This is a genomic window from Sphingomonas cremea, from assembly GCF_021502585.1.
Lineage (GTDB): Bacteria > Pseudomonadota > Alphaproteobacteria > Sphingomonadales > Sphingomonadaceae > Sphingomicrobium > Sphingomicrobium cremea.
In genome coordinates this window covers 394,045-419,869 of record NZ_JAKFGM010000001.1, presented here as the reverse complement: position 1 = coordinate 419,869, position 25,825 = coordinate 394,045, and the positions used below count along the sequence as shown (strand labels likewise).

Here is a 25,825-nt window from a genome sequence, read left to right as displayed (position 1 = left end):
CGCACCATGGATCCGGCGGCGCCCCTTATTTTTTTCGATTCGGGGGTGGGTGGCCTTAGCGTGCTTGGCCCGACCCGCGCGCTGCTCCCTAACGCGCCGATCGTCTATGCCGCGGACAGCTCCGGCTTTCCTTACGGGAAGCGAAGCGAAGCGGAGCTGGCAACCAGGGTTCCGGCGCTGCTTGGCCGCTTGGTAGAGCGATTCCGCCCGCGCCTGGCTGTCATCGCCTGCAACACCGCCTCGACCATCGCACTCGACCATGCCCGCGCGGCGCTGGACATTCCGGTGGTCGGCACGGTTCCGGCGATCAAGCCGGCTGCGGAGATTTCGAAGAGCCGGGTGATCGGCGTGCTCGGCACCGAGGCAACGGTTCGCCAGCCCTATGTCGACAATCTGGCGGCCCGCTTCGCTGCCGATTGCACGGTAATCCGTCACGGAAGCCCGGAGCTAGTTGAGCTTGCCGAGGCCAAGCTTGCGGGCCAGGAGATACCGGTCGAAGCTGTTAAGGCCGCGATCGCCCCGATGATCGATCAGCCTCATGGGGACGAGATGGACGTGATGGTGCTTGCCTGCACACACTTCCCACTGCTCGCCGACGAAATCACGGCCGCTTTCCCCAATATCGTACAGGTCGACGGTGGCCCGGGAATTGCCCGGCGCATCGCCTATTTGACCCAGGGCCAGCCCTGGCCGGTTTCGCCACCGGGCGGAATCGCGATCTTCACAGCCGCGCATCGCGCCCCGCTCGCATCGTCGCTGGCCCGCTTCGGCCTCGACGATATTCGCGAGCTCTAACCTATTGCGAGTCGTTCTCAATGGCCTTCGCCGCCAAGGGAGGTTAATTGGCCGCCGAGCGGAGCGGGGAAGGTCAGGCCATTCCCTTAATCGGCAGGCGGATCGCGATCGGATAAGCTTGGCATATGGACTATCACGGCATCTTCAAGGCAGCGATCGATCGCTTGCATGACGAGGGGCGCTATCGCGTCTTTATCGATATCTTGCGCACCAAGGGCAGCTACCCGAATGCGCGCTGTTTTCACGGCCACAACGGCCCGAAGCCGATCACCGTTTGGTGTTCCAACGATTATCTGGGCATGGGCCAGCATCCCGCCGTCGTCGCGGCAATGGAGGGAGCGCTTCACGACGTAGGCGCAGGCTCGGGCGGCACGCGCAACATCGGTGGCAACACCCATTACCATGTCGACCTGGAGGCCGAACTCGCCGACCTGCACGGCAAGCAGGCGGCGCTGCTGTTCACGTCGGGCTATGTTTCGAACGAAGCAGCGTTGTCGACGCTTGGTAAACTGCTTCCCGGCTGCATCATTTTCTCGGACGAGCTCAATCACGCCTCGATGATCGCCGGTATCCGCAGTTCCGGCTGCGAGAAGCGGGTGTTCAGGCACAACGACCTCGAGCATCTCGAGCAGCTGCTGATGGAAGCGCCGGCCGAAACGCCGAAGCTGATCGCGTTCGAGAGCGTCTATTCGATGGACGGCGATGTCGCCCCGATCGCCGCAATATGCGATCTCGCCGACAAATATGGCGCGCTAACCTATCTTGATGAGGTCCACGCGGTCGGCATGTACGGCGCTCGTGGCGGCGGGATTTCGGAGCAGGATGAAGTCGCCGACCGGGTGACGATCATCGAGGGCACGCTAGGCAAGGCGTTCGGCGTGATGGGCGGCTATATCGCGGCCGACAAGACCATCATCGACTGCATCCGCAGCTATGCCCCGGGCTTCATCTTCACCACCTCCCTGTCGCCGGTGCTGGTCGCGGGAGCACTCGCTTCGGTCCGACACCTCAAGCAATCGGGTGAGGAGCGCGCCGCACAACAGTTGGGTGCGGCAGCACTCAAGGCCAAGTTCCGCGATGCCGGCCTTCCGGTGATGGACAGCGTCACCCACATCGTCCCGCTACAGGTCGGGTGCCCGGTCAAGGCCAAGCGGATCAGCGACATCCTGCTTGCCGAATATGGGCTTTACGTACAGCCGATCAATTTCCCGACCGTCCCCCGCGGCACCGAGCGCTTGCGCTTCACCCCGGGACCGACTCACAGCGAAGCGATGATGGACGAACTGACCAAGGCCTTGGTCGAGATCTGGGATCGGCTCGAGCTAGAGTTGCGGAAAGCCGCCTAGCGCTTCTTGTCGGACTGCTTGGCGACGGTGACTTCGCCCTCGCCCTGCACGATCGGCATGCCCTTTGCTTCCTTCCAGGCATTTTCGGTCATTGGATCGGTCCAGTAAGTCTTGAATAATGTCTTCATCCGCTCGGTCTTGCCGAAGACCGCGGCGTAGCGACTGAAATCGACCTTCCTGCCGACCTCATCCAGCGGCATGCCCGCCTTTGCCAAGGGGCCGACCTGGGCGCGGATATCCTCGATCGAACCGCTCAGTTGGTCGATATAGACGGTATCGGTCTGGGGTTCGCCATGGCCCGGAATGAGGATGGAATAGCCAAGCGCCTTGAGCTTTCCGAGGGTCTGAACCCATTCGCCCGGATAGCTGAAGAAACCGAAGGGGGTCGGCCACACCACGATGTCACCCGACATCACGATCTTCTGCCTGGGTAGCCAGACAACCGCGTCGCCGGCGGTATTGGCGCGGCCGAGGAACATGACCTTCACCGGCGCGACCGGATCGTCGATCAGCAATTCCTTGTCGAACGTCTCGGCCGGCGGGACGATATAGGTGTCGGAGTAGGTTGCAGCGAAAGCCGCGAAATCGAGCTTGGCCTTCCTCGCGCGTTCCCGTCGGTCGGGAGTTGTGGCGGGATCGGCGATCAGCTTGTCCAGCGTCGCCTGCTGCTCCGCGTTCAGCTTTTGCACCTTCTCGACATATTGCGGGCCGGGTTCGAGGCCGACCAACTCGTCGACCTCCGGCCCAAGCATTCCCGCCTTCGTCGCGGCCGTGGCGATGATGCGCACCTTGGGCCAAGCCTGGCGGATTGCCGATACGCCTTGCGGATGGTCATTGTGCCAGTGGGTGATGACGACGGCCTTGACCGGCTTAGCCGAGCGAGCCTTCACATAATTGACTATGGTGCGACCGTTCCCTGCGGATAACCCGCTGTCGACAAGGACATAGCCGTCACTCTGCTCGATGATGCTGACGTTGCCGACAGCCGGACCGTAATAGTCCTGCGGCGTGGACAGAAGGTGGACCTGCGGATCAATTTCCCGGGCCGCAAAGGGACGTACGTCGATCAATGGCACTGCGGCCATCGCAGGCATCGCAGCAACCGATACGCATATGAAAAGTGATGCAGACTTCACCGACCCGAGCATAAAATCCCCTGTTGCTTCTGGATCGACATCCGGCGTGAAAGGAAACCCCTCGGCGCGACCTGTCAAACCGGCTTCGACCGATGGACGAAATGATAGCGATACGGGTGGCGAATCTTCGGCGCTTGGCCTAGATGCTGGGCATGCGCATTGCCCTTGCCGCCGACCATGCCGGATATCTTCTGAAGGATGAGCTTGTCGCCTGGCTTCGCGAAGCTGGGCACGACGTCAGCGACCTTGGTACCCATGGGCCAGAAAGCGTCGATTATCCGCAGTTTGGCGCCAAGCTGGCCGATGCAATCGCCAGCGGTGACGCTGAACGGGGTATCGCTATCTGCGGCTCGGGCATCGGCATTTCCATTGCGATCAACCGTAATTCAGCCTGCCGCTGCGCCCGGGTGGACGAACCGCTGTCTGCAGCACTTGCCCGCGAGCATAATGACGCAAACGTCCTTGCATTCGGCGCTCGGCTGATCGGCAGCGACATGGCCAAGGACTGCGTTACGACCTTCCTCAACGCCCAATTCGCCGGCGGGCGCCACCAGCGCCGCGTCGACCAGCTCTCTCACCTTCTGCAGGACAGCGACTGATGGCCACTGCTCCCGAACTTACCGATGTCCAGCCGCTGGGCTTTTTTACCGAGCGACTTACCGACGCCGATCCCGAGATCGCGGCGGCCATCAAGGCCGAACTGGAGCGCGAACAGACCCAAATCGAACTGATCGCTTCGGAAAATATCGTCAGCCGTGCCGTGCTGGAGGCACAGGGTTCGGTCCTGACCAACAAATATGCGGAAGGCTATCCCGGTCGCCGATACTACCAAGGTTGCGGACCGTCAGATTCGGTCGAAACTCTTGCGATCGAGCGGGCCAAGCAGCTGTTCGGCTGCGGTTTCGCAAACGTCCAGCCTCATTCCGGCGCCCAGGCCAATGGTGCGGTGATGATGGCGCTGCTTAAGCCCGGCGACACGATCATGGGTCTGAGTCTCGCCGCCGGCGGTCACCTCACCCACGGCGCTCCGCCAGCCCAGTCGGGCAAATGGTTCAACGCCGTCCAATATGGCGTACGTCGTGACGACCACCTCGTGGATTTTGATGAGGTCGAGCAACTGGCCCGCGAGCATCAACCCAAGCTGATCATCGCAGGCGGGTCTGCATATCCACGGCACTTCGACTTCGCCCGCTTCCGCGCGATATGCGATGAGGTCGGCGCTTATCTGATGGTCGACATGGCCCATTTCGCCGGGCTAGTCGCGGCCGGCGAGCACCCGACCCCGTTCGGCCACGCCCATGTTGTCACCACGACCACGCACAAGACTCTACGCGGGCCGCGCGGCGGCATGGTGCTGACCGATGACGAGGCGATCGCCAAGAAGGTCAACTCGGCGGTCTTCCCCGGCCTGCAAGGCGGCCCCCTAATGCATGTCATCGCTGCCAAGGCCGTGGCATTCGGCGAGGCGCTGGAGCCGGGCTTCAAGACCTACGCCAAGGCCGTGATCCGGAATGCCCAGACCCTCGCCAATCGCCTCAAGGAACGCGGCGCCGACCTGGTTGCCGGTGGCACCGACACGCATGTGGCGCTTGTCGACCTTCGTCCGCTCGGCCTCACTGGCAAGGATGCGGACCAGAGCCTCGAACATGCCGGCATCACCTGCAACAAGAACGGTGTTCCGTTCGACCCGCTGCCACCGATGCAGACAAGCGGCATCCGCGTCGGCTCACCCGCCGGCACGACCCGTGGGTTCGGCGAAGCGGAGTTTCGCGACATCGCCGATATGGTTGCCGACGTATTGGACGGGCTCCAGAAAAACGGGGCCGATGGCAATGGCGCGGTCGAACAGGACGTCAATCAGCGGGTGCGCGCCTTGTGCGCCCGCTTCCCGATTTACGAGGGCTGAGGCTTGCGCTGCCCATTCTGCGCGCATGAAGACAGCCAGGTGAAGGACAGCCGCCCGTCCGAGGACGGTGCTGCGATCCGGCGCCGGCGGCAGTGCGAAGGCTGTGGGGCGCGCTTCACTACGTTTGAGCGGGTTCATTTAAAGGATCTCATCGTGGTCAAGAAGGACGGCAAGCGAGAGCCGTTCGACCGCGCCAAGCTGGAACGCGCCATCGGCCATGCCTGCCGCAAGCGCGACATCGATGCGGCCAAGATCGACCAGCTCGTCAGCGGCGTTCAGCGGCAGATGGAAACTCTTGGCGATGAGGTGTCATCGGTCCGGATCGGCGAGGCGGTAATGGCCGGATTGAGGGCGCTCGACCACGTCGCCTACATTCGGTTCGCCAGCATCTACAAGGACTTCAGCGATCCGGGCGATTTCGCCGAGATTGCCGAGCGGGTCGAGAAGGAATCGATCCCGCCGGGCCATTCCAAATTGCTATGAGCGGCGAACCGCCGATCATCGTCCTTGTCCGGCCGCAGCTCGGCCAGAACATCGGCAAGGCAGCGCGGGCGATGCTCAATTTCGGGCTGACCGAGATGCGGCTGGTAGCGCCGCGGGACGGCTGGCCCAACCCTGACGCCGGACCAGCAGCAAGCGGTGCCGACATAGTGTTGGAGGGCGCGAAACTGTTTGAAACGACGGCCGAAGCCATCGCGGACTGTAGTTTGGTCTATGCCTCGACCGTACGCAGGCGCGACCTAGTGATGCCGGTCGTCGGGCCAGATGAAATGGCGCGCGAGATGCGTGCTACCAGTGGTCGCTCGGCAATATTGTTCGGTCCAGAGCGGTCGGGCCTCGAAACCGAGGATGTTGCGCTCGCCAGCCGCATCGTCACGGTGCCGATCAATCCCGAATTCGGCAGCCTCAACCTCGCCCAGGCGGTGATCCTGCTTGCCTATGAGTGGTCGCGTGGCGCCGATCTCGCCCAGCCCACGGCGAAGGAGATCGAGCCGCCTGCGGCCATGGCAGAGCTGGAAGGGCTAATCGGCCAGCTGGAAGGCGCGCTCCGGGAAGCGGATTACTTCCACCCGCCCGAACGCACGTCCGCGACAAGAGCGACGATCCGAACCATTTTGACCAAGCCATTATGGTCGAGCAGAGAAATCCAGGCGCTACGTGGCATCATTCGCGCTCTTTCAACCCACCGCTCGTCGAAAAACTGACTTTATTGACTTCAAAGTATTGGTTGGATCCGTCTAAGGTCCAGCAATCCCAGCCGATATGATAGGAATTTCCATGATCTCCGCCCTGTTCAGCGTACTTTTGCTTGCATCCGAAACGCCCGCAGCCGCGCCCGAAGCAGTTAGCGCTCCCGTCCAGGAGGCGCAGGCCGCAGAGCCGACCAAAAAGGCCGAGAAAAAGATCTGCCGCGTTGATCCGGCGCTAACCGGCTCACGGATGAAGTCCAAGCTTTGCCTGACCCAAACCGAATGGGATCGGCGCGCCGCCGGCAAGAGCGTGGGCGATTTGAAGACGATGGGCGCTCGCTAGGACCGGCGGCGATCGAATTCCGCCAGCTCATGCGCGATGGAGGTCTCGATCAGGTCTTCATAAAGTCTGGCAGCTAGCTTGCGGTCGAGCCCTAGCGCGTCCGCCGCCGCATCGACTTTGGACAGCACGTCGGCCTTGCGCCATTCGTCGCGCACCGCCGAGCGGTCGGGTTTGATGCGGGCGGCAGCGTCCATGTAGCCGAACCGGCGCTTAAGCAGCGCCACGATCCGGCGGTCGACATCGTCAACCCCGGCGCGAACTTCGGTCATGGTGGTGCAGTCGTCGGGATCGCGGATCATGTCGTTCATGGACGAGGCCATGCCAAAGCCGCGAGCCGTTGCAAAGCTTGACCTTTCGAGCCTGCCCCGCTAGGCGCGCGGCTCGCAATTGACCCTGCACGTCCGGTGAAGCGGTGGTCGCGGTTGGCATCAGGCCTTCCGGTGCGGTCCGGGCACGAACTGAAAAAGCAAATTGGAGTGAAATCACATGTCGAAGCGCTCAAGCGCCAAGTATAAGCTCGATCGCCGCATGGGCGAGAACGTCTTCGGGCGTCCCAAGAGCCCAGTAAACCGTCGCGAATATGGTCCAGGCCAGCATGGCCAGCGTCGCAAGAGCAAGATTTCCGACTTCGGAATCCAGCTGCGCGCCAAGCAGAAGCTTAAGGGCTATTATGGCGACGTCACCGAAAAGCAGTTCAAGCAGACCTTCCAGCAGGCCAGCCGGATGAAGGGCGACGCTTCGCAGAACCTGATCGGCCTGCTCGAGCGCCGCCTCGACATGATCGTCTATCGCGCCAAATTCGCGCCGACGATCTGGGCGGCCCGCCAGCTGGTCAGCCACGGCCACATCCGCGTCGACGGCGTGAAGTGCAACATCGCCTCGCGCCGCGTCGACGTCGGCAGCGAAATCACCTTGGGGCCCAAGGCTCAGGAAATGGCGCTGGTAATGGAAGCCCAGAGCCTCGCCGAGCGCGACGTTCCCGATTATGTCGCGATCGACGGCACCGCCAAGGCCACCTTCACCCGCGTCCCGACGCTCGATGAAGTGCCCTATCCGGTGAAGATGGAACCGAACCTGGTCGTCGAATTCTATTCGCGCTGATCCGAGGATCTGCCTGAAAACAATGGGCGGTCCCTCACGGGGCCGCCCTTTTTCGTTGGATCTCGTTTCCGGTCGTCCAGTCGTGCATTGCGCCGATTGGAAAATCACCCGAATTTAACGGCCAATCGCGCCGCCTAGCCGGTCGGATGCAAGCCCGACTTGGCGCATCTCGAATGCACTGGTATCGCGCCGCCCGATGATCACGCCTCCCCTCCCCGAATGGGCGCCGCATGCAGCCGTCTGGATCGGATTTCCGAGCGCTGCAGACCTTTGGGAAACCGATCTTGTGCCTGCGCAAGCCGAAGTGGCGGCATTTGCCGCCGCGGTTCATGCGGAGGGCGCAGGCGAAGCGGTGTGGCTGGTCGCGGCCGACGAGTCCGCTGCAGCAGAGGCACGGCGCTTGGCCCCATTCGCAATGGTAATTGTCGAACCATTCGGCGACATCTGGCTTCGGGACACTGGCGCGATCGTCTGCGGCACTGGCGCCGATCGCCGTGCGCAGGGGTTTGGCTTCAATGGCTGGGGCGGCAAATATGACCTTCCCGGTGACGACAGCATCGGGGAGCGTCTGTCTCGTGCCGCCGGCCTGCCCTACGCCAAGGCCGACTGGGTCCTGGAAGGTGGAGCGATCGACGGTGATGGGACCGGCACCTTCCTCACCACCGAGCAGTGCCTGCTTAATCCCAACCGTAATCCCGACTTTGACAAGGGCGAGGTCGAAGAGCGCCTGCGCCGGGATCTCGGCGCTACACGCGTGGTTTGGTTGGGCGACGGCCTGATCAACGATCATACCGACGGCCATGTCGACAATCTCGCCCGCTTCGTCGGAGTCAATCGCGTCGCAATCCCGGAAGCGATCGATGAAGACCCTAATGCCGCAGCCTATGCCGACGCGGCCGAGGCACTGCTCGATGCCGACCTCGAGGTAGTCGCCATCCCGTCGCCAGGCCTTATCGAGCGACACGGCGAGGTCATTCCGGCGAGCTATATGAATTTCTACATCGGTAACGCGACCGTCGTCGTCCCGCTTTATGGTGCGGCCAATGACATTGCCGCCGTGGAGGCCATTCAAGCGCTATTTCCCGACCGGCATGCAGTCGGGCTTCGCGCCGACCATATCCTGACCGGAGGCGGAAGCTTCCACTGCATCAGCCAGCAGGTACCCGAATGACCAAAATTACCGTCGCCGCCCTTCAGCTTGCTTTCACCGAGGATACGGTCGCCAACATCAAGGCAGTCGCCGAGTTGGTGCGCGAAGCTCATTCGAAGGGTGCCAGGGTCGTCCTGCCGCCCGAGCTGTTCGAAGGACACTATTTCTGCAGGGTCGAGGATGAGGGACGGTTCGCCGATGCGCGGCCTACGTCCGAACATCCTTCCGTCCTGGCGATGCAGGAGCTGGCGGCGGAGCTCAAAGTCTGGATCCCGACCAGTTTCTTCGAGGCGGATGGCCCGCATTATTATAATTCGCTGGCCATGGTGAATCCCGACGGAAAGGTCGCCGGCGTCTATCGCAAGAGCCACATTCCCGACGGTCCCGGCTATGAAGAGAAATTCTATTTCCGTCCGGGCAACACTGGCTTCAAGGTTTGGCCGGGGGCTGGGACGACGCTAGGCGTCGGCATTTGCTGGGACCAATGGTATCCGGAAATAGCGCGTTCGATGATGCTGATGGGGGCGGAAGTCCTTTTCTACCCGACCGCGATCGGCACCGAGCCGCATGATCCCGACCTCGATACGTCAAGGCTTTGGCGTCGCGCGATGATCGGCCACGCCGTTTCGAATGTCGTACCGGTTGTAGCCGCCAACCGCATCGGTACGGAGGGCGGCCAGCGGTTCTACGGACACAGCTTTATCTGCGACGAACGCGGCGACATGCTCGCCGAATTCGGCGCGGAGGAGACGGGGGTCCTGGTCGCGACGCTCGACATCAGCCAGGCCAAGCGCCATCGCGCCGCATTCGGTTTCTTCAGGGATCGACGGCCCGAGCTTTATGGCAGGCTGACCGACGACGTTTAGAGCAGTAGCCTGAAATAGACGCTGTCGCACAGCTCGTCGCCGATCTGCCAAGTGCCGGTGGCGCGCCCGGATTCAACAAATCCATGACGCGCAAGCAATCGGAGCGAGCCCTCGTTGCGGGGATCTACATCGGCCGTAAGCTCCGTCGAGCCAAGCCGGCGGCGCTGGTTGATGAAGGCGGCCAAGGCCTCGCTTGCATAGCCCCTGCCCCATTGCTGTCGATCTATGAGGAAACCGATTTCGGGAAGTTTCCACGCTCCGAGCTTACCAATCAGGTCTCCGTTCAGCGTGACGATGAAATCGTCGCTGGAGGAAGGATCGGCGTCGACCATCGACGCCATCCACCGCGCCGTTTCGTCAATGCTGACGTGCGGGGGGGTCGACCAATAGCGCATGGCTTGAGCATCGCTCATGATGCGGTGCATCGCCTCGATATCGTTGGCGCAGGCGCGGCGGAGCAGCAGACGATCGGTCCGGATCTCTTCGCTCACCGAAATATAGCCCTCTTCAGCCCGACCTCGCCTCGAGAGTCCATGTGAAGACAGGCGGGGCTAGCGAAATTCATCGACGCAGCCTAGGCGAACGGCAATGGGGCGAGCAACGCATCTCTACGCCATCGCGATCGGCTCCAACCGTCGCCATATCCGCCACGGCCGACCGGCGGGCGTGGTCGAAGCGGCGATCGGCCGACTTGATGCGGAATACTCCCTTTTCGATGCGTCGCCGATCATCCTCAACAAAGCGGTCGGTGGTGCGGGTCGAGACTTCGCCAATGCTGTCGCGTTGGTGGAGAGCGATCTGGAACCGGCGGAGATGTTGGATGCGCTCAAAGGAGTTGAGCGGGACTTCGGTCGCCGCCGCGGCCGCCGCTGGGGGGAGCGGGTGCTCGATCTCGATCTCGTCGCATGGGACGGTGGTCGCTTCGTTACTCGGCGCCTGACAATCCCCCATCCAAGGCTCGCACAGCGCGATTTCGTGATCGGGCCCTTGGCTGCCATTGCGCCGGGTTGGCGGATCGACGGCAGTTTGACGCCCCGTCACCTCGCCTCGCGCCTTGGCAAGCGGCGGCGAGCAAGCTAACGGGCTGACCGTCAGGTGAGGGCCGTTAGCTCAGTCGGTAGAGCAACTGACTTTTAAGGCCAACAGAACACCCTTATATTTCAATTGCTTAAGCTTAGCACGACTCCTTTTGAGGAGTCTGTGTGCGGAAAATGTGCGGATTTTCGTCGTTTTTCGTGCGAGAAAAGTCGCACACTGGGGGAGTAAGCGGGAGCTGTAGTCTTGCGTATCATCGATAAGATCAACTTGATCGACAATATCGGACGCGAACTTCAAAGCCGTTTCACATACGAGGAAATCAATGGTTTCCTCGCGGAGTTCGCCGTCTCGCCTCCGCAGAATGTTACAGTCAACAGCAAGTGGATTTATGTGAAGACTGCCCTGCGCGGCGTCGCGACGGAGACAATCCTTAAGATTGCAGACGAACTTGGGATGGAAGTTAGTGCTAGTCCGACAAGTGCTTCCTTGCCCCCAGAAAATTGGCAAGACACAAAGCTGTTCCGGCTTTTTATCAGTCACATTTCCAAAGACGCCCAAAAGGCTACCCGGTTGAAGGAAGCGCTGGTGCCGTTCGGGATCGACGCTTTTGTTGCCCATGAAGACATCCATCCGACGCTGGAGTGGCAATCAGAAATTGAGCGAGCCTTGCGCACGATGGATGGCTTTATTGCAATGCTCACCGAAGGATTTTCGCAGAGCAATTGGACGCAACAGGAGGTGGGGTTTGCCTTTGGCCGGGGGGCAAAGGTGATCTCGTTCAAAATGGAAGACGAAGATCCGACTGGCTTCATTTCTAAGCAGCAGGCTCTACCTAGGCGCGGTAGGAACGCCGACGCCATCGCGGCAGAGATAGAAATGATCCTCGCTAAGGATGAGCGAACGTCCGGACGCCTAGCTGAAGCAAAGAAGGCGCTGAAGGGCGAAGAGCCTGACGAGGACTTACCGTTCTAGCGACCGCTTTCGACCCATTGCGGACACTACGCCGGACCGGCAGACTGGCTACATGAACGACCAACCGCACCCGATCACCCCTTGCTGCTTCTGCGGCAAGATCGACTACTCAAATGCCGATCCAAGCTATCTAACGGTCGGAACGAGGAGCGAGGTAACGAAGACGTGGTGGTGCCACATCGCGTGCTTTGAAGAGCGACTTCCTGACTTGCCGGAACCATGGAATGTCTACGACCGCGACGCTGATGCGGCTTCAAACGTGCATTAGCTAATGACCGCTTTCCACCCATTGCGGTCATAAGCTGGCCTGCATAGGCTCGCCGCATGTCTGACCCTTGGTTCCGCCCTTATGCTCGCATCAGCTACCAACCCGTGACGTGGCAGGGTTGGGCCGTCATTGCCGCGATGGCAGCTGTGGCTGTTCCATTGGGCATCGCATCTGTCATCTATGCCAAAGCGCATCCCCTGATGGCCTGGACGGCGGGCATAGTTGCGGTGGTCAGCGTTGCCGTCGGCCATGTTATTGTGGTCTGGAAGATGGACCGAGAATACCGGCGGAGATAAGTCCGCTTTCCACCAAAAGCGGACATCGAGAATTGGTGAGCCGTGCTGGATTCGAACCAGCGACCTACTGATTACATACCCACCACGGCTTTCGCCGCCGCCCGACAGGGCGTTTGGAGTCTGGACTTTCCCTTCGCCATGCCAGCCTACGCTGGTTTAGGCGGGTGCCATCAAGTCTCTACACCTTCCAGAGTTTCCCCTGGCTTGGCTCGGGATTGCCATCGCCGCGACGCGGAAGGGTTCCCCGAGTTTGACACCTGTTCACCAAGCAGTTTCCTGCTTGGGCTTCCTCCGAAAGTCAGTTGCTCTACCGACTGAGCTAACGGCCCACTGGCGCGGCATTAGTGGGGGATTTCAGTAAGTTCAAGGATTGCGCTCAACTCGCCGGAAATGTGCCGGGAAAAGCAGTAGGTCTATGTGCGAGAAGAACCCCCGATAGGTTCCGGCTTCTTCGCCTAATTTTGCGGCCCAGTGTGCGGATAGTGTGCGGATTTCCAGTCGCTCCCTGTCGCTTCCAGTCCCTTCCAGTCCCCACACTGACCGTCATGAATTGGCGGAAATCTAGGAAAACAGCCGTTTTTGTGGCGGCTCCCTAGTGACTTTTAATCAGTAGGTCGCTGGTTCGAATCCAGCACGGCTCACCAGCCTGAAATTGCGACTGTCCGCAGCATAGTTGAAATCCCCGGCGCGCGGCAGGCAACCTCATGGAGCCTCCGCTACGTCGGTATGCTCTACCTCGCCGATGTCCCGCCCAAGGAAGTAGCTGAGCGCGATCCGGATCGCGGCGATGGCTCCAAGCTGCCCAATCTCGTTCCAATCGGGCCTGACAATCGTCCGAATGATGTCGGCGGCCAGCGCGAATTCGAGCGCCAGCAGAATCCAGGCAGCATAGTGAAGCCAGATTTGCCGTACTGCCGGGGCAAGCGCCTGCCGTGCTGCCAGCCGGCCGACCATGGCCGCAATTGTCCGCACGGTACCAATGACAATCACCAGCACCATGATGACTTCTATCGCCGTTGCGACGGTATCGGAGGCCCGATCTACAAATTCATTCATGGGCGGGCAGATTACGTGAATGCGCGGTCCCCGACATCGGGAAATGCCCTGAGCTTTGGCTTCCCTCACATCTGATCGTGCTGATCGGGAAGGCGAGGGTAAATCCCGATGGAAATTGGCGGAATTCCTAGCCAAAAGTGACTTAGGGCCCGCCACAAGGCGCTTTGCATTGTCGTTTCCAAGTGGGGAACAGCGAAGGCACGCCGACTGACCGTTCCTCGGTTCCAAGGCGTTCGCAATCTTGAGCGAGTGAACCATGGCTAAATCAGGCCGCCGCATTTTGATTGCCGATGCTCACGATGTCCTTCGCCGGGGCGTACGGACATTTGTTGAATCGCGGCCTAATCTCAGCGTGGTGGCTGAAGCGACAACGGGCCCGGAGGCGCTACTGACGGCGCATCGCTCATCCCCGGATATCGCGATCGTAGACTATGACCTGCCGGGGATGAACGGTCTAAATCTGACCATCGCCCTCAAGCGCGAAATGCCCTGGATTGAAGTGCTGGTGTACACAACGCAGGATCAAGAAGATCTTGTCATGGATATGTTGCGGGCGGGCGCGCGCGGCTTCGTGCTGAAGTCGGACAGCGGACGGCATTTGTTGGCGGCGATTGAGGCTCTATCGGTCCACCAGCCCTATTTCTGTGCCGCGGCGTCGGAAGCCCTGTTGGAACAGTTCCTGCGGAATTTTCCGACATCAAGCCTAAGTGGCCTGACGCATCGCGAACGGGAGGTTGTGCAACTGATTGCCGAAGGCAAGATCAACAAGGAAATCGGGGAGATGCTTAAGATCAGCGTCAAGACGGTAGAGACTCATCGCGCCGCCGCAATGCACAAGCTTAACCTGAGGACGACGGCAGAATTGGTGCGCTACGCAGTGCGTAACAACATCATCGAGGCTTAGAGGCTCAAGACCCCGCGCCCGCTGCCTGGACCGCGGCTGCGGCGGTGATGGTCGACTGGGCATCCCAGCCATAGATATCCCTTACCAGCCTTGGCTCTCCGATATTCGGCTGGGCGGTGAGGTAAGTGACATAGACTGGAACGCCCTGCGGCAACTGGACGTGCTGCTCCATGCCCGCGCCCGGAGCAACCGGTTCCCGGCCCAACAGCCAGCGACCAAGCCTTTGGGCATCCTCTAACCGGATGCATCCATTGCTGAGCGCGCGATTGCTGAGCGCGAACTTCGATTTGGTGGGCGTGTCGTGCAGGTAAATCCCTTCGGGGTTGGCGAAGTTGAACTTGAGCTTGCCCATCGAATTGGTCGGCCCGGGCAACTGGCGGATCTTGACGTGAACAGTCCCATCTGCGGCGGCTTTCCAATCGACGCTGGAGGCCGGCAGGATCTCGGTGGCGTTCCAGTCCGATACGACTTCATACCCATTCTTTTTCAGATAGGTCTCGCCGTCATTGATCACATGCGGAGCCAGCGTCTTCCTCACCAGGTGATCGGGTACGTGCCAATATGGATTGAACGTCGCATACCAAATCACGCTTGCGATCATGGGCGTCGGCAAGCCTAGCTTTTCCTTGTCGCCAACGATGACCTTCATTGAATCTATCGGGCGCCCGTCCTGATACATCCAAAGGCGCGCGGTAGCAGCGTCGACGAGCACAAACTTACCCGTGGCCGGAATTGAGCGGGCGCGCTCCAAATTGGCTGCATAGCGGGCGGACTGCCCTCCGCCCGGCAGCTTTGCCTCGGTAATGGCGAGATCGCGGAGCGAGGAATAAATCGGGTTGATATCCGAAACGCTCTTCAAATGCTGTGCAAGCGATGGGGCTTTAAGTGCCAGTCGAAGCACCTGGAACGAGGATGGAACGACCGGAGTAACCCACTTCTCGCTGTAAAGCATGCGGGGAGTCAGCGCGCTAATCGCCTGCGAGTAGGAAATCCATGCACTCGACATCAGTCGCTCTGCAGCCTGGACTGAGGAAGGATCGCCAGCCTGGGCCTTGGCCATCGCCGCCTCGATTTCCATCGCCAATTGCGGCCCTCGGGCAAAGCCATCGATTGGGGAGCGCTTGAGGATGCTGACCAGCAGTGGTGGGGCGTCGGCTTGGCCGGCCCGGAACCAGATCGGAGCATTCTTGCTGGCCGTATAAAAACGGGAAATGTCGTCATTTCCCTGGAGTACGGTCAGCTGCGGGCTTGCCGCCACGGCCGTGCCCGCTTGAGCAGCCCCCGCAGGGACCGAAGACAATGCCAAAGCCATAAAGGCGGCGCTTTTCAACAGGTTCCGTTGCACGAGCAGCTCCCTACGCAGCCCTATATTAACCAAAGCTGCGTGTCACCGTTCAACCAACTTCTGGCCCCCCGGGCAATTCCCGGCCCTTCCCGTCTTACCTGTTACCAGTAAGCCACAATCAGTTTGGGAAATATTTCACGGTCCTTGGATGCCGCAACTTTCCCGCAAGGGAGGGGTTTGGCCCTTTGAAATTCAAGGTTCCGCAATAAGGGGATTTATACATGAAAGTTTACCTACTCACCGCAGTGGCGGCAGTCGCTATCGCTGCGCCGGCCCAGGCCCGTGATGGTCAGGCCTATGTGGGTGTCGAGGGCGGTGTCCTATTCGCACCAAGCCATGATGCCGACATTTTCGCCGACTATACGACCACGCAGACCCCGCTGACGCCAACGATCCCAGTAGCGCCGCCCGTCGACACGAACTTCAACAACGCCCTCAATCTCGACTACAAGACGGGCCTCGATCTCGACGCCATTGTTGGTTACGATTTCGGTATGTTCCGGCTCGAGGGTGAGGTCGGCTGGAAGAAGGCGAAGCTAAAAGATCTCAACATTGATAACAGCTTCGTCTCAGACCTGAACTCGGCGCTGAACCGTCCGGCTACCGCCCTTCCAGCACCCGCGGATCCGGTCGTTCCTGGTTTGCCGGCGCTGGCATCCGGCGATTTTAACCTGGACGGCAAGACCACCGTCTTCTCGGCGATGGTCAACGGCCTGTTCGATTTCGGTAACGAGGATGGCCTCTCCTTCTACGCCGGCCTTGGATTGGGCTGGGCGAAGGTGAAAGTCAGCAATGACTTCGTCAGCCAAAGCGATGGCGCATGGGCGGGTCAGCTGATTGCCGGCGTGCGCTACGCGATCACTCCGAACATCGATCTTGGCCTCAAATATCGTTACTTCCGGACCGCCAAGGTCCATTTGGCCGACAATGACGTCCTTGCGATCTCTGGCAACGCTGACCGGTTTACCGTTCTCGACAATGCCGGAGCGCCGGTTACGGTCGACAGGACGACGAACGCGGTCTTGTCCACCGACTTTGATAACAGGTTCCGTTCGCACAGCCTGCTGGCGAGCCTGATCTTCAACTTCGGTGCGGCCGAACCGCCGCCCCCGCCTCCGCCGCCGCCCCCGCCGCCTCCGCCGCCTCCGCCGGCGACGCAGACTTGCCCGGACGGTTCGGTGATCCTGGCAACGGACGCATGTCCGCCTCCGCCGCCTCCGCCGCCACCTCCGCCTCCGCCGCCGGAGCCCGAGCGCGGCTGATCGCCGGGACTGGGTGAAATCAATGCCCGGGCGAGTAGGTCTCGCCCGGGCATTTTTTAATCCTGTAAATGGCCGAAGTTCCTAGATCCCGCCCGCGGCCGCCAACCGTACCGATTGGCGCATGCTGGTTCCCGGCAACACGAACCGGACCTTCTTGGATTCGAAATCGATCGAAATGCGGTCGAATGCCCGCATCGCATTCATCCCTAGAAGCAGTGCGGGTTGATGCTGGAGGTCGAGCTGCTTGAAGATATGAGCATCCGCAAATGCCACGGCCAGGTCGTCGACACGAATCCCGCCAAGTTCAAGCTGCTTCACGTTCGACACCCGTGCATTCAACACCTCGCCCGTCACGCTTTCGATCGTCACTGCGCTAGGCACTGACCACGACCTGCGCTTCATCAGGCTGCGCTGTAGTGCAAAGTTGCCGATCGTGACCTGTGACCCGGTGTCGATGATGACCGTAACCTTCTGGCCATCAATCTGAGCCTGTGAGAAAATCAAACGTCCGTGGCGCGCGCGAGCGCGAACCACGATCGTTTCGCCATCAAGGCGCTCAAGGGGCCTCTTAGACGGTGTGATCGACATGGTCTTGGCCTTGAAATCGAACAGCACGCGCTGTGATCGCAAACTATCGATGCCAAGCATTCCGTCGGCCCCGATGTTGGACGCCTCGAGGGCCGGCGCATCGACTACCGAAATGATGCTGTTGCTAACCTGAAGGCGCGGGATGAACACCGTACTCACGTCATTTACGCCGACCACGCTGTGAAGGATGGCATCCTTGCCACTTTCAAGCTGCAATCGCTGGGCAAGTTGGCGGGAAATTACGGTCCTTTCGGAGCCGGTATCGACGAGGAAGCGATATGGTCCCCGCCCCCCTACCGAGACGTCGACCGTCATCCGGTCCCCAACATCTCGTCCAAGGGCGACCTCGTCGGTAATTGTCGTTCGATCGATCGGCTCGCTCGGGGTAACTTCGACATCGAGGCGGTTTGGTTCGGCTACCGCCGTCGAACCGCTAACGATCAAGGCCGCGGCAAGCCAGTGAGAAATCATCATGAGCAAAGCTCCGGGACCCCTGACAGGTTGGTCCTTGGCCGAAGCTACGCCTCGTCCGCGCCCACCGCAAGATAGGCATGGTTGAGCGGCGCATTGATGTAGGGGAGCGTTATCGAACCACAACGGAGCGGCCATCAACAGATTGGTAAGGCTGGCTTAATACAGTCGACGGTGGATTGGGCCGAATGGCTTGGCGACGGTGAACTCGGGACCGCGCGTTGGTGGAGTGAAGAGAGTGGAAACCCAGCCCGTCGAAACAACAGTTTACTCACTCTCCGGAGCGGCACCGGGTCCCATCGCGGATTCCGATCGCCGCGAAGGCGATCGCCTCACGACTCTCTATCGCGTTGGTTCGATCCTCATCGAGCAGAAGCGAGAGCTCTGCCTCATCAAGAACATCTCGGCCGGCGGAATGATGTTGCGCCTCTATTGCAGTGTTGCCGAGAGCACGCCCGTCACGATTGAGCTAAAGAGCGGCCAGCCGATTTCCGGCAGGATCAGCTGGACACGCGACCATCACGCCGGGGTCAGCTTCGATCAGCCGATCGACGTCATCGACATATTATCCGCAACGATGGACGGCCCGCGCCCTCGCATGCCGCGGGTCGAGATCGAATGCTTCGCAACGCTTAGAGAAGGCGCAAACACGATAAGGGTCAAAGTCTGCAATGTTTCGCAAGGTGGCGCGAAGATCGCGTGCGAAACGCTGCTGCCGCACGGCGCGGACGTCATCATCACGCTTCCTGGCTTGCCGCCCCAGCCAGGCGTTGCCTGCTGGACGGACGGCGGTTTTACCGGAATTACGTTCAATCGACTGCTTCCGCTAAGTGAACTGGTCGCCTGGTTGCAAGAACGGCGCAATACTCATCATAGCGCAAGTTGATCGACGATTTGCTACCCGCGAGAAATCATTCGGTTGTCGGAAACCGCCAAACCCACTTCTCGCCGTACCGTTTTTCCTCCGCGGTCAGCGTGCCCTTCAACCCCGGTCGGCGAAAGTCTGGGGTTACCCGCGGTCGCGGCGCGGGAACGTGGCGAAGAAGCTGGTCCGGATTGAGATTATAACCGAACGCGACTCCTGCCTGCCGGCCCTTTACCCAAGCAACCTGGCCGGGAATGCTGAGTTCGCCTTTGCGAAACAGCAGCGACGCTCCCTCGACTGGCAGCTTGTCCCCTTCCACCAGCGCCCCATCGGCACTGAGGTTACGAAGCTTGACGGGCAGCGACGTACCCGACAGCTCCAGGCTGGCCGACATCAACACATTGGACCGCCGCGCCTTGCGATTCTGTGGGTTGTTGCTTTGATCCATGACGGCAATGCTAGGCCAAAGCGGTAAACCTTCATTTAACGTGGGAACACCATGAACATAATTACACGACCCATATTCGTGGCTGGCCTCATTCTGACATTTATTCTGGCGGGGTTTCTAGGCGGCCCGGGCAGCGGGGCCGAACCTGCGCTGATGCACGTGCTGGCAAAAATGCGGGCCGATTTGCCGGCAATGACCCAGGCCGCTGCCCTGCTTACTCAGATAGGGAGTGCTCCCATCACCTTGAGCATCGCTGGTTTGGCGGCATTGTCGCTGCTCTTGAGGCGCGCGCCAGGGTTGGCCTTGCTACTGGCCGTAACGGTCCTAGGGGAACGGTCGCTCGTCGACGGTCTCAAACAATGGATAGGGCGCCCACGGCCACCGCTGGATCCGGCTTTGATCCACAGCCTTGCCTACCCAAGCGGCCATAGCGCCAACAGCATGACAGCATTTCTCGCCACTGCGTTAATCGCGTGTCCGGCTGCGTATCGAGCGAAAGCTGTATGGGCCGCCTTGGCTTTGGCCGTCCTGGTCGGCTTCACCCGCGTCTGGCTCGGAGTTCATTGGCCAAGCGATGTTATCGGCGGATGGGCGTTTGGATTGCTAGCGGTGGCGACAGCACTAACCGTCGCATCGCGTTCAGATACCCTTCGCGAAGAAGCGCAGCATAATATTGTTGGCCGGCATGGTTCGGCGCTCGGCAAGGGTGATGTGGCGTAGTGCGGCCTCCGCAGCAAAATCCTCGACACTTCGAAGGCCCCAATGTGGGTCGCGATCTTTGAGGCTTTGGTCGAACGCAAGGTTCGATGGGGCGGTTACCACGTCAGCCTCCAGCCACGGCCCATAGAAAATAAGCGGAGCGCCCTTGCGAAGGAGCGTTGCAGCCCCATCAATTAAGCCCCGAGATGCCTCCCAAGGGCTGATGTGAACCATGTTGATGCAAAGGATCGCATCGGCTTCCCCGACTGACCAATCGGCCTCACAAACGTCGAGTTGAAGCGGTGGCAAAAGGTTGTCGGGACCTTCCGCGCACCACGCTTCGATTGATGCCAGCGCGTGCGGGTCCGGGTCGCTAGGTTGCCATGTCAGGCTGGGGAAGCGGCGCGCAAACGCCAACGCATGCTCGCCCGTCCCGCTGGCAATCTCCAGCACTGTTCCCCTGGTCGGCAGCCAGTCCGCGAGTACGTCGCCGATCGGGCCAACGTTTCGCGCAGCGGCGGGCGATTGGCGACGAACGCCTGTTCCAAGATCGCCTACGTTGTAGGGTGGGAAGCTGGGTTTCGCCATCAGCCCCCGCCGAAGTGAGCGCCAAGCCCCGTGCTCGATCCATCGGGCGCCGGCGTCTTGTAGGCCAGCACCGGCTTTCTGGCCGCAAGCGTCTCGTCGAGGCGACGCCGTGGGGCGTAGACTGGTGCCGCCTTCAGCGTCTCATCGCCAACGCGCGCCCGCTCGGCGATCGAGCGGAGCGCCGCAATGAACTGGTCGAGATTAGCCTTGGACTCGGTCTCGGTCGGTTCGACCAGCATGGCCCCATGGACGACCAGCGGGAAATACATGGTCATCGGGTGGAAGCCCTCGTCGATCAGCGCCTTGGCAACATCGATCGTCGAGAAGCCCTCCGCGAAGCCTTTGTCGCTGAAAATCGCCTCGTGCATGCAGGGGCCGCTGTGCGCGAAGGGCGCGTCGAGCACGTCTTCAAGGCTGCGAAGGATGTAGTTGGCATTTAAGACGCTATCCTCGGCAACCTGGGCAAGCCCGTCGGCGCCGTGGCTAAGCATATAAGTCAGGGCGCGGGTGAACATGCCCATCTGGCCATGGAATGCGACCATCCGGCCGAATGCGTTGGGATGCTCTTCGGCGGCATGTTCTTCTTCGACCAGCTTGTAGGTCCCATCGGGATATTTTGCCGCAAACGGCAGCGGCGCAAAAGACGCCAGCGCCTCTGACAGGACGACCGGCCCCGAACCCGGGCCGCCGCCGCCATGCGGGGTCGAGAAGGTCTTGTGCAGATTGATGTGCATCGCGTCGATGCCGAGATCCCCAGGGCGGACCTTGCCGACGATCGCGTTGAAATTGGCACCATCGCAATAGACGAATCCGCCGGCGGCATGCACCGCGTCGCTGATCTCCTTCATCTGCGGCTCGAACAAGCCGCAGGTGTTGGGGTTTGTGATCATTACCGCGGCAACGTCGGGCCCAAGGCGAACCTTGAGCGCCTCAAGGTCAACGCGGCCAGCCTTGGTCGCCGGAATATTCTCGACCCGATAGCCGCAGAAGGCGGCAGTCGCCGGATTGGTGCCATGGGCGCTTTCCGGCACCAGCACCACTTCGCGGGCGTCGCCGCGCGCTTCAAGGGCAGTGCGGATGCAAAGCAGCCCGCACAACTCGCCATGGGCGCCGGCCTTTGGGCTCATCGCCACGCCATGCATGCCGGTAAGTTCGAGCAGCCAGAAGGCAAGCCGGTTGATTAGTTCAAGCGCACCCTGCACTGTTTCCTGCGGCTGGAGCGGGTGGATATCGGCAAAGCCCGGTAGCCGCGCCATCTTTTCGTTGAGGCGCGGATTATGCTTCATTGTGCAGGACCCAAGCGGGAACAGGCCAAGGTCGATGGCGTAATTCTGCCGCGACAGGCGGGTATAGTGGCGCACCGCTTCCGGCTCGCTGAGGCCGGGGAGATCGAGACCATGACGCTCGAGGCCCCCGAGGCGAGAGGCGCCTGCTTTCGCTGGCTCCAGGTCCACGCCAGTCTGGTTGCGTCCGCCGATCTCGAACAGGAGGGGCTCTTCGAGCATCAGTGCACGGTTACCGGTGACGGTCGCAACGGCGGTACCCTCGTCGTTTGACGGGGCGGACGGGCGCCAGCCCGACGGATTGACGGCGGTCACTTGCATACCTCCTTGAGCGCGGCTTCCAGCGCGTGGATATCTGCGTCGCTGACAACCTCGGTGACAGCGACCACCAACCCATTTTTAAGCGCATCAACACCGGGATAGAGCCGCCCGAGCGAAACGCCGCCCAGCACCCCATTCTCGACCATCGCATGGACCGCCGGCCGTGCCTCTATCGGCAATTCCAAAGTGAATTCGTTGAAGAAGCTATCGTTCACCAGGCGCACGCCCGGGATGGCCGACAGCCGTCCTGCCGCCTCGCACGCGCGCGCGTGATTCAATTTAGCAAGCTCCGTTAGGCCCTTTTCGCCCAACAAGGTTAGGTGGATCGAGAAAGCCAGTGCGCAAAGACCCGAGTTGGTGCAAATGTTGGAGGTCGCCTTCTCACGGCGAATATGCTGCTCGCGGGTCGACAGGGTCAGCACAAAGCCGCGCTTGCCCTCGGCATCGACCGTTTCACCGGCCAGACGACCCGGCATCTGACGAACAAATTTCTCGCGGGTGGCGAACAGGCCGACATAAGGTCCGCCGAATTGCAGCCCGACGCCGATCGACTGGCCTTCGCCGACGACAATATCCGCCCCCATCTCGCCCGGCGCCTTGATGAGGCCCAAAGCCACCGGTTCGGTAACCACGGCGATCAGCAGCGCGCCCTTGGCCTGCGCCGCTACGGCGATCGGGGTCAGGTCGGTGATCCGGCCGAGGATGTCCGGATACTGCACCACGACGCAGCTCACCTCATCGTCGATGCTGGCGATCAGCCGCTCGGCATCGGTCGCATCGTCGAGCGCCGGCAATGCCGTCTCCAGCGTGTCGCCGGTGAATTTGGCCATCGTATTGCAGACGGAGACATAATGCGGGTGAAGGCCCGACGAGAGGATCGCCTTCGATTTCCGGGTGATCCGTCGCGCCATGCCGATCGCTTCCCAGCAAGCAGTCGAGCCATCGTACATCGACGCGTTGGCGACCTCGCAGCCAAGCAGCCGCGCGACCTGGGTCTGGAACTCGAAAAGAACCTGCAGCGTGCCCTGCGCGATTTCCGGCTGGTAGGGCGTATAGGCTGTAAGGAACTCGCCGCGCTGGATCAGATGATCGACGCTCGCCGGTACATGGTGCTTATATGCCCCGCAGCCGAGGAAGAAGGGTACCTCGCCCGCGACCATATTCTTCCGGGCCATGGCGGTAAGGTCCCGCTCGACCGCCATTTCGCTGGCGTGCATCGGCAATCCGTCGATTGGCCCCTTCAGCCGCGCCTCCTCGGGTACGTCCCGAAATAGCTCGTCTATCGAGGTGGCCCCGACCTTCTCAAGCATGGCAGAGCGATCGGAATCGCTCAGCGGCAAATAACGCATCAGTTTGGCTTCCTCATGATGAAGCGAAGGCGGACGTAATCCGCGATGTTCGAGCCCACGCGATCGGCGACCGCCTCTGCGATCGAGCGGCGTTCCTCATGCGGAACACCGGCACGATCGAGCCACCCGGCGCGGAACGTGGTCACCCAGGCAGCGACGCCGTGATCGAGCGGAGTCGGCCGCTCAATCAGCCGAGCGTCGATTTCCTTGAACCCGGCCTGCTCATAGACGGCGGTGAACTCTTCCACCGAAGGATACCAGTTGGCGGCATAGGTTGGCGGACCAAAGCCACGAGCGACCAACTCATCATCGAGCGCCTCACGCAGTTTGGCGAGGTTCCCCTGCCCACCCATCTCGCCGGCGAAACGGCCGCGGGGCTTCAGCGCGAACCAGATCGCACGCGCCGCACGCTCCTTGTCGAGAACCCAGTGCAGTGTGGCATTGGAAAAGGCCGCGTCGAACGCTTCCGAGAAGCGAAGGTCAGCGGCATCCATCAGCCGCGCATCAAGGCCTTTGGCCTTGGCCGCCGCGACCATGCTCAGGCTATTGTCGATACCGATTACGTCGGCGCCCATTTCCTTGATCTTGAGCGTCAGCGTTCCGTCGCCGCAGCCGACATCGAGGATGTGCTCGCCCGGTTGAGGGTCGAGTAGCTCGAGCGCGGCCTGCCCCAATGCGGGCACGAACCCACCGATGCGGGCATAGTCCTCAGCATCCCATTTGCTGGTCGAGGCGGGAGCGTCAGTCAGAGCGTCTTTACCCATTCGCGATAGGCAGCCTCATCCATCAGCCCATCGAGTTCGTTTGTGTTCGCGAGCCTGAGCTTGAAAAACCAGCCCTCGCCTTCGGGGTCGCGATTGATCAACGAGGGATCGTCGGCCAGCGCGGAATTGCCTTCGATCACTTCGCCGCCGACCGGGGCATATACATCGCTGGCGGCCTTGACCGACTCCACAACAGCCGCATCATCGCCCTTGGAGAGGCTCTTCCCCGCATCTGGCACTTCAGCGAACACGATATCACCCAAGGCTTCCTGAGCGTGATTGGAAATTCCGACCGTCGCTACATCGCCGTCAACGCGGATCCATTCATGGTCTTTGGTGAAATAGAGGCTCATGCGGTTGCTCCCTGTTTGCGATGATAGCGATGGGGGACGAATGGCATCGGCGCGACCGTCGCCTGGAAAAGCTTGCCACGCTGTTCGATGGTCAGCACGGTCCCCGTCTCGGCGCGATCGCTCGCGACATAGCCCATGGCGATCGGCCTTCCGAGCGATGGTGAATGTCCGCCCGAAGTGATCCTCCCAATCTCGCTTCCCTCGGCATCAAGGATTAGGGCGCCCTCCCTGACCGGCTGGCGACCCTCGACCATGAGTCCGACGCGCTTTAGCGCCGATCCGTTGTCGAGCTCGGCCATGATCCGCAGTGAACCGGCGAAGCCACCCTCCGCTCGGCGGCGCTTGCCGATCGCGAAATTCAGGCCGGCCATGATCGGTGTGGTCGTCCCATCAAGGTCATGGCCGTAAAGGGGAAGACCAGCCTCAAGCCGGAGCGAATCGCGTGCTCCCAAGCCGATCGGCTTGACCCGTTCGTCCGCGGTGAGAGCGTCCGCGAGCGTCTCAACGTCCCGTCCGGCAACTGAAATCTCGAACCCATCTTCGCCCGTGTAGCCCGAGCGGCTGATCCACAGCGGCCTGCCATTCCAATGAAACAGGCCGGCCTGCATGAAGCTCAGTTCGCTGACCCCCGGGACTACCGTATCGAGCACAACAACCGCCTCTGGCCCCTGAAGCGCCAAGAGCGCCTGTTCCCTCATATGGTCCATGACAATCGTGCGCGGCAGTCGCTTCTCAAACTGCTCTATGTCGCCGTGCTTGGTCGCACCATTGACCACGAGGTAGAAATGTTCGCCGCGGCGGGTAGCCATCAGATCATCGATGATCCCGCCATCCTCGGCCAGTAGCATCGAGTAACGAAGCCGGCCGTCATTCAGCGCCAGCAAGTCGCCAGGAAGCAGTGTCTCGAGTGCGCGATCGATATCGGGGCCGTGGAACAACAGCTGGCCCATATGGCTGACGTCGAACAGGCCCGCATGTTCGCGGACCCACAAATGCTCGGCCATGATGCCTTCAAACTGAACCGGCATTTCATAGCCGGCGAATGGCACCATCCGGCCGCCACGGCTGCGGTGCCAGCTGTCGAGCGGCAATTTTGCCAGATTATCATTGATCTCTGTCACG

31 protein-coding genes are annotated in these 25,825 nt (G+C 61.0%); 18 read left to right on the top strand and 13 right to left on the bottom strand.

Annotation, left to right across the window (positions count from 1 at the left end):
- The first annotated feature begins 6 nt into the window (after positions 1–6).
- Positions 7–795: a glutamate racemase gene (gene murI, locus LVY65_RS02205; RefSeq protein WP_235066376.1), complete on the top strand. Its 789-nt coding sequence runs from the start codon at positions 7–9 to the stop codon at positions 793–795.
- 125 nt (positions 796–920) lie between these two features.
- Positions 921–2,141 carry a 5-aminolevulinate synthase gene (gene hemA, locus LVY65_RS02200; protein WP_235066375.1) on the top strand — a complete coding sequence of 407 codons (1,221 nt, stop codon included), beginning with the start codon at positions 921–923 and terminating at the stop codon, positions 2,139–2,141.
- Here the strand turns inward: hemA and LVY65_RS02195 are convergent.
- Positions 2,138–3,235, bottom strand: coding sequence for an MBL fold metallo-hydrolase (locus tag LVY65_RS02195; protein WP_235066374.1), 1,098 nt, complete (start codon positions 3,233–3,235; stop codon positions 2,138–2,140). The two genes, hemA and LVY65_RS02195, sit on opposite strands and share 4 nt — an antisense overlap.
- 194 nt (positions 3,236–3,429) lie before the next feature.
- Between LVY65_RS02195 and rpiB the strand changes: the two genes are divergently transcribed.
- The 5 genes from rpiB to LVY65_RS02170 all read left to right on the top strand — a co-directional run bounded on the left by rpiB (position 3,430) and on the right by LVY65_RS02170 (position 6,716).
- On the top strand, positions 3,430–3,876 hold the full coding sequence (gene rpiB / locus LVY65_RS02190; RefSeq protein ID WP_235066373.1) for a ribose 5-phosphate isomerase B: 447 nt from the start codon (positions 3,430–3,432) through the stop codon (positions 3,874–3,876).
- Positions 3,876–5,183, top strand: a complete 1,308-nt coding sequence (glyA, locus tag LVY65_RS02185) for a serine hydroxymethyltransferase (RefSeq protein WP_235066372.1) — start codon at positions 3,876–3,878, stop codon at positions 5,181–5,183. Before rpiB ends, glyA begins: the two co-directional genes overlap by 1 nt.
- A 3-nt stretch (positions 5,184–5,186) precedes the next feature.
- On the top strand, positions 5,187–5,666 hold the full coding sequence (gene nrdR, locus LVY65_RS02180; RefSeq protein WP_235066371.1) for a transcriptional regulator NrdR: 480 nt from the start codon (positions 5,187–5,189) through the stop codon (positions 5,664–5,666).
- On the top strand, positions 5,663–6,388 hold the full coding sequence (locus LVY65_RS02175) for an RNA methyltransferase (protein ID WP_235066370.1): 726 nt from the start codon (positions 5,663–5,665) through the stop codon (positions 6,386–6,388). Before nrdR ends, LVY65_RS02175 begins: the two co-directional genes overlap by 4 nt.
- A 73-nt stretch (positions 6,389–6,461) precedes the next feature.
- On the top strand, positions 6,462–6,716 hold the full coding sequence (locus LVY65_RS02170; RefSeq protein ID WP_235066369.1) for a hypothetical protein: 255 nt from the start codon (positions 6,462–6,464) through the stop codon (positions 6,714–6,716).
- Here LVY65_RS02170 and LVY65_RS02165 read toward each other — a convergent pair.
- Positions 6,713–7,024, bottom strand: a complete 312-nt coding sequence (locus tag LVY65_RS02165) for a chorismate mutase (RefSeq protein ID WP_235066368.1) — start codon at positions 7,022–7,024, stop codon at positions 6,713–6,715. The two genes, LVY65_RS02170 and LVY65_RS02165, sit on opposite strands and share 4 nt — an antisense overlap.
- A 178-nt stretch (positions 7,025–7,202) precedes the next feature.
- Here LVY65_RS02165 and rpsD point away from each other — a divergent pair, with 178 nt between their 5' ends.
- From rpsD to aguB, 3 genes are all read left to right on the top strand, one after another.
- On the top strand, positions 7,203–7,817 hold the full coding sequence (rpsD, locus tag LVY65_RS02160) for a 30S ribosomal protein S4 (protein ID WP_235066367.1): 615 nt from the start codon (positions 7,203–7,205) through the stop codon (positions 7,815–7,817).
- Positions 7,818–8,013: 196 nt separating this feature from the next.
- On the top strand, positions 8,014–8,988 hold the full coding sequence (locus LVY65_RS02155) for an agmatine deiminase family protein (protein ID WP_235066366.1): 975 nt from the start codon (positions 8,014–8,016) through the stop codon (positions 8,986–8,988).
- Entirely contained in the window at positions 8,985–9,833 is an 849-nt protein-coding gene (aguB, locus tag LVY65_RS02150; RefSeq protein WP_235066365.1) for an N-carbamoylputrescine amidase, read from the top strand. The genes LVY65_RS02155 and aguB overlap by 4 nt, the downstream gene beginning before the upstream one ends.
- Here the strand turns inward: aguB and LVY65_RS02145 are convergent.
- Positions 9,830–10,324, bottom strand: coding sequence for a GNAT family N-acetyltransferase (locus LVY65_RS02145; RefSeq protein ID WP_235066364.1), 495 nt, complete (start codon positions 10,322–10,324; stop codon positions 9,830–9,832). The two genes, aguB and LVY65_RS02145, sit on opposite strands and share 4 nt — an antisense overlap.
- Before the next feature lie 97 nt (positions 10,325–10,421).
- On the opposite strand from LVY65_RS02145, the gene folK reads away from it, so the two are divergent.
- The 4 genes from folK (at position 10,422) to LVY65_RS02125 (ending at position 12,407) form a co-directional block, all read left to right on the top strand.
- Positions 10,422–10,913, top strand: a complete 492-nt coding sequence (gene folK, locus LVY65_RS02140) for a 2-amino-4-hydroxy-6-hydroxymethyldihydropteridine diphosphokinase (protein ID WP_235066363.1) — start codon at positions 10,422–10,424, stop codon at positions 10,911–10,913.
- Between the two features lie 201 nt (positions 10,914–11,114).
- A complete protein-coding gene (locus LVY65_RS02135; RefSeq protein WP_235066362.1) occupies positions 11,115–11,843 on the top strand; it encodes a toll/interleukin-1 receptor domain-containing protein in 729 nt (242 codons plus the stop codon).
- A gap of 52 nt (positions 11,844–11,895) precedes the next feature.
- Positions 11,896–12,111: a hypothetical protein gene (locus tag LVY65_RS02130; RefSeq protein WP_235066361.1), complete on the top strand. Its 216-nt coding sequence runs from the start codon at positions 11,896–11,898 to the stop codon at positions 12,109–12,111.
- Between the two features lie 56 nt (positions 12,112–12,167).
- Positions 12,168–12,407: a hypothetical protein gene (locus tag LVY65_RS02125; protein ID WP_235066360.1), complete on the top strand. Its 240-nt coding sequence runs from the start codon at positions 12,168–12,170 to the stop codon at positions 12,405–12,407.
- Positions 12,408–13,109: 702 nt separating this feature from the next.
- Here LVY65_RS02125 and LVY65_RS02120 read toward each other — a convergent pair.
- On the bottom strand, positions 13,110–13,463 hold the full coding sequence (locus tag LVY65_RS02120; protein WP_235066359.1) for a DUF1622 domain-containing protein: 354 nt from the start codon (positions 13,461–13,463) through the stop codon (positions 13,110–13,112).
- A 256-nt stretch (positions 13,464–13,719) separates the two neighbouring features.
- On the opposite strand from LVY65_RS02120, the gene LVY65_RS02115 reads away from it, so the two are divergent.
- Entirely contained in the window at positions 13,720–14,367 is a 648-nt protein-coding gene (locus tag LVY65_RS02115; protein ID WP_235066358.1) for a response regulator, read from the top strand.
- A gap of 4 nt (positions 14,368–14,371) precedes the next feature.
- Here the strand turns inward: LVY65_RS02115 and LVY65_RS02110 are convergent, their stop codons facing one another.
- A complete protein-coding gene (locus LVY65_RS02110) occupies positions 14,372–15,712 on the bottom strand; it encodes a L,D-transpeptidase family protein (protein WP_235066357.1) in 1,341 nt (446 codons plus the stop codon).
- Between the two features lie 221 nt (positions 15,713–15,933).
- Between LVY65_RS02110 and LVY65_RS13180 the strand changes: the two genes are divergently transcribed.
- Positions 15,934–16,974: an outer membrane beta-barrel protein gene (locus LVY65_RS13180; protein ID WP_268828558.1), complete on the top strand. Its 1,041-nt coding sequence runs from the start codon at positions 15,934–15,936 to the stop codon at positions 16,972–16,974.
- Between the two features lie 81 nt (positions 16,975–17,055).
- Here LVY65_RS13180 and LVY65_RS02095 read toward each other — a convergent pair whose 3' ends face one another.
- Positions 17,056–18,036, bottom strand: a complete 981-nt coding sequence (locus tag LVY65_RS02095; protein WP_235066356.1) for a retroviral-like aspartic protease family protein — start codon at positions 18,034–18,036, stop codon at positions 17,056–17,058.
- Between the two features lie 226 nt (positions 18,037–18,262).
- On the opposite strand from LVY65_RS02095, the gene LVY65_RS02090 reads away from it, so the two are divergent.
- Positions 18,263–18,919 carry a PilZ domain-containing protein gene (locus LVY65_RS02090; protein WP_235066355.1) on the top strand — a complete coding sequence of 219 codons (657 nt, stop codon included), beginning with the start codon at positions 18,263–18,265 and terminating at the stop codon, positions 18,917–18,919.
- Positions 18,920–18,944: 25 nt separating this feature from the next.
- Here the strand turns inward: LVY65_RS02090 and LVY65_RS02085 are convergent, their stop codons facing one another.
- Entirely contained in the window at positions 18,945–19,346 is a 402-nt protein-coding gene (locus LVY65_RS02085; RefSeq protein WP_235066354.1) for a PilZ domain-containing protein, read from the bottom strand.
- Positions 19,347–19,397: 51 nt separating this feature from the next.
- Between LVY65_RS02085 and LVY65_RS02080 the strand changes: the two genes are divergently transcribed.
- Complete coding sequence (locus tag LVY65_RS02080) at positions 19,398–20,066, top strand: phosphatase PAP2 family protein (protein ID WP_235066353.1); 669 nt, start codon at positions 19,398–19,400, stop codon at positions 20,064–20,066.
- On the opposite strand, the gene LVY65_RS02075 is transcribed toward LVY65_RS02080, so the two are convergent.
- Genes LVY65_RS02075 through gcvT form a run of 6 tightly spaced genes read right to left on the bottom strand, consistent with a single transcriptional unit; the run spans position 19,986 to position 25,824 of the window.
- Complete coding sequence (locus LVY65_RS02075; protein WP_235066352.1) at positions 19,986–20,633, bottom strand: DUF938 domain-containing protein; 648 nt, start codon at positions 20,631–20,633, stop codon at positions 19,986–19,988. The two genes, LVY65_RS02080 and LVY65_RS02075, sit on opposite strands and share 81 nt — an antisense overlap.
- On the bottom strand, positions 20,633–22,231 hold the full coding sequence (gene gcvPB, locus LVY65_RS02070) for an aminomethyl-transferring glycine dehydrogenase subunit GcvPB (protein ID WP_235066351.1): 1,599 nt from the start codon (positions 22,229–22,231) through the stop codon (positions 20,633–20,635). Before gcvPB ends, LVY65_RS02075 begins: the two co-directional genes overlap by 1 nt.
- Positions 22,228–23,586, bottom strand: coding sequence for an aminomethyl-transferring glycine dehydrogenase subunit GcvPA (gene gcvPA, locus LVY65_RS02065; protein WP_235066350.1), 1,359 nt, complete (start codon positions 23,584–23,586; stop codon positions 22,228–22,230). Before gcvPA ends, gcvPB begins: the two co-directional genes overlap by 4 nt.
- Positions 23,586–24,350 (bottom strand): class I SAM-dependent methyltransferase, encoded by a 765-nt coding sequence (locus tag LVY65_RS02060; protein WP_235066349.1) that lies wholly within the window; start codon positions 24,348–24,350, stop codon positions 23,586–23,588. The genes gcvPA and LVY65_RS02060 overlap by 1 nt, the downstream gene beginning before the upstream one ends.
- Complete coding sequence (gcvH, locus tag LVY65_RS02055) at positions 24,332–24,703, bottom strand: glycine cleavage system protein GcvH (RefSeq protein ID WP_235066348.1); 372 nt, start codon at positions 24,701–24,703, stop codon at positions 24,332–24,334. The genes LVY65_RS02060 and gcvH overlap by 19 nt, the downstream gene beginning before the upstream one ends.
- Positions 24,700–25,824: a glycine cleavage system aminomethyltransferase GcvT gene (gene gcvT / locus LVY65_RS02050; protein WP_235066347.1), complete on the bottom strand. Its 1,125-nt coding sequence runs from the start codon at positions 25,822–25,824 to the stop codon at positions 24,700–24,702. Before gcvT ends, gcvH begins: the two co-directional genes overlap by 4 nt.
- Between the last annotated feature and the right edge of the window lies 1 nt (position 25,825).

Bases quoted from the DNA above. Each gene is read 5' to 3' on its own strand.
- murI (WP_235066376.1), top strand. From the start codon at position 7: ATGGATCCGGCGGCGCCCCTTATTTTTTTCGATTCGGGGGTGGGTGGC.
- hemA (WP_235066375.1), top strand. From the start codon at position 921: ATGGACTATCACGGCATCTTCAAGGCAGCGATCGATCGCTTGCATGAC.
- LVY65_RS02195 (WP_235066374.1), bottom strand. From the start codon at position 3,235: ATGCCTGCGATGGCCGCAGTGCCATTGATCGACGTACGTCCCTTTGCG.
- rpiB (WP_235066373.1), top strand. From the start codon at position 3,430: ATGCGCATTGCCCTTGCCGCCGACCATGCCGGATATCTTCTGAAGGAT.
- glyA (WP_235066372.1), top strand. From the start codon at position 3,876: ATGGCCACTGCTCCCGAACTTACCGATGTCCAGCCGCTGGGCTTTTTT.
- LVY65_RS02175 (WP_235066370.1), top strand. From the start codon at position 5,663: ATGAGCGGCGAACCGCCGATCATCGTCCTTGTCCGGCCGCAGCTCGGC.
- LVY65_RS02170 (WP_235066369.1), top strand. From the start codon at position 6,462: ATGATCTCCGCCCTGTTCAGCGTACTTTTGCTTGCATCCGAAACGCCC.
- LVY65_RS02165 (WP_235066368.1), bottom strand. From the start codon at position 7,024: ATGAACGACATGATCCGCGATCCCGACGACTGCACCACCATGACCGAA.
- rpsD (WP_235066367.1), top strand. From the start codon at position 7,203: ATGTCGAAGCGCTCAAGCGCCAAGTATAAGCTCGATCGCCGCATGGGC.
- LVY65_RS02155 (WP_235066366.1), top strand. From the start codon at position 8,014: ATGATCACGCCTCCCCTCCCCGAATGGGCGCCGCATGCAGCCGTCTGG.
- aguB (WP_235066365.1), top strand. From the start codon at position 8,985: ATGACCAAAATTACCGTCGCCGCCCTTCAGCTTGCTTTCACCGAGGAT.
- folK (WP_235066363.1), top strand. From the start codon at position 10,422: ATGGGGCGAGCAACGCATCTCTACGCCATCGCGATCGGCTCCAACCGT.
- LVY65_RS02130 (WP_235066361.1), top strand. From the start codon at position 11,896: ATGAACGACCAACCGCACCCGATCACCCCTTGCTGCTTCTGCGGCAAG.
- LVY65_RS02125 (WP_235066360.1), top strand. From the start codon at position 12,168: ATGTCTGACCCTTGGTTCCGCCCTTATGCTCGCATCAGCTACCAACCC.
- LVY65_RS02120 (WP_235066359.1), bottom strand. From the start codon at position 13,463: ATGAATGAATTTGTAGATCGGGCCTCCGATACCGTCGCAACGGCGATA.
- LVY65_RS02115 (WP_235066358.1), top strand. From the start codon at position 13,720: ATGGCTAAATCAGGCCGCCGCATTTTGATTGCCGATGCTCACGATGTC.
- LVY65_RS13180 (WP_268828558.1), top strand. From the start codon at position 15,934: ATGAAAGTTTACCTACTCACCGCAGTGGCGGCAGTCGCTATCGCTGCG.
- LVY65_RS02095 (WP_235066356.1), bottom strand. From the start codon at position 18,036: ATGATGATTTCTCACTGGCTTGCCGCGGCCTTGATCGTTAGCGGTTCG.
- LVY65_RS02085 (WP_235066354.1), bottom strand. From the start codon at position 19,346: ATGGATCAAAGCAACAACCCACAGAATCGCAAGGCGCGGCGGTCCAAT.
- LVY65_RS02080 (WP_235066353.1), top strand. From the start codon at position 19,398: ATGAACATAATTACACGACCCATATTCGTGGCTGGCCTCATTCTGACA.
- LVY65_RS02075 (WP_235066352.1), bottom strand. From the start codon at position 20,633: ATGGCGAAACCCAGCTTCCCACCCTACAACGTAGGCGATCTTGGAACA.
- gcvPA (WP_235066350.1), bottom strand. From the start codon at position 23,586: ATGCGTTATTTGCCGCTGAGCGATTCCGATCGCTCTGCCATGCTTGAG.
- LVY65_RS02060 (WP_235066349.1), bottom strand. From the start codon at position 24,350: ATGGGTAAAGACGCTCTGACTGACGCTCCCGCCTCGACCAGCAAATGG.
- gcvH (WP_235066348.1), bottom strand. From the start codon at position 24,703: ATGAGCCTCTATTTCACCAAAGACCATGAATGGATCCGCGTTGACGGC.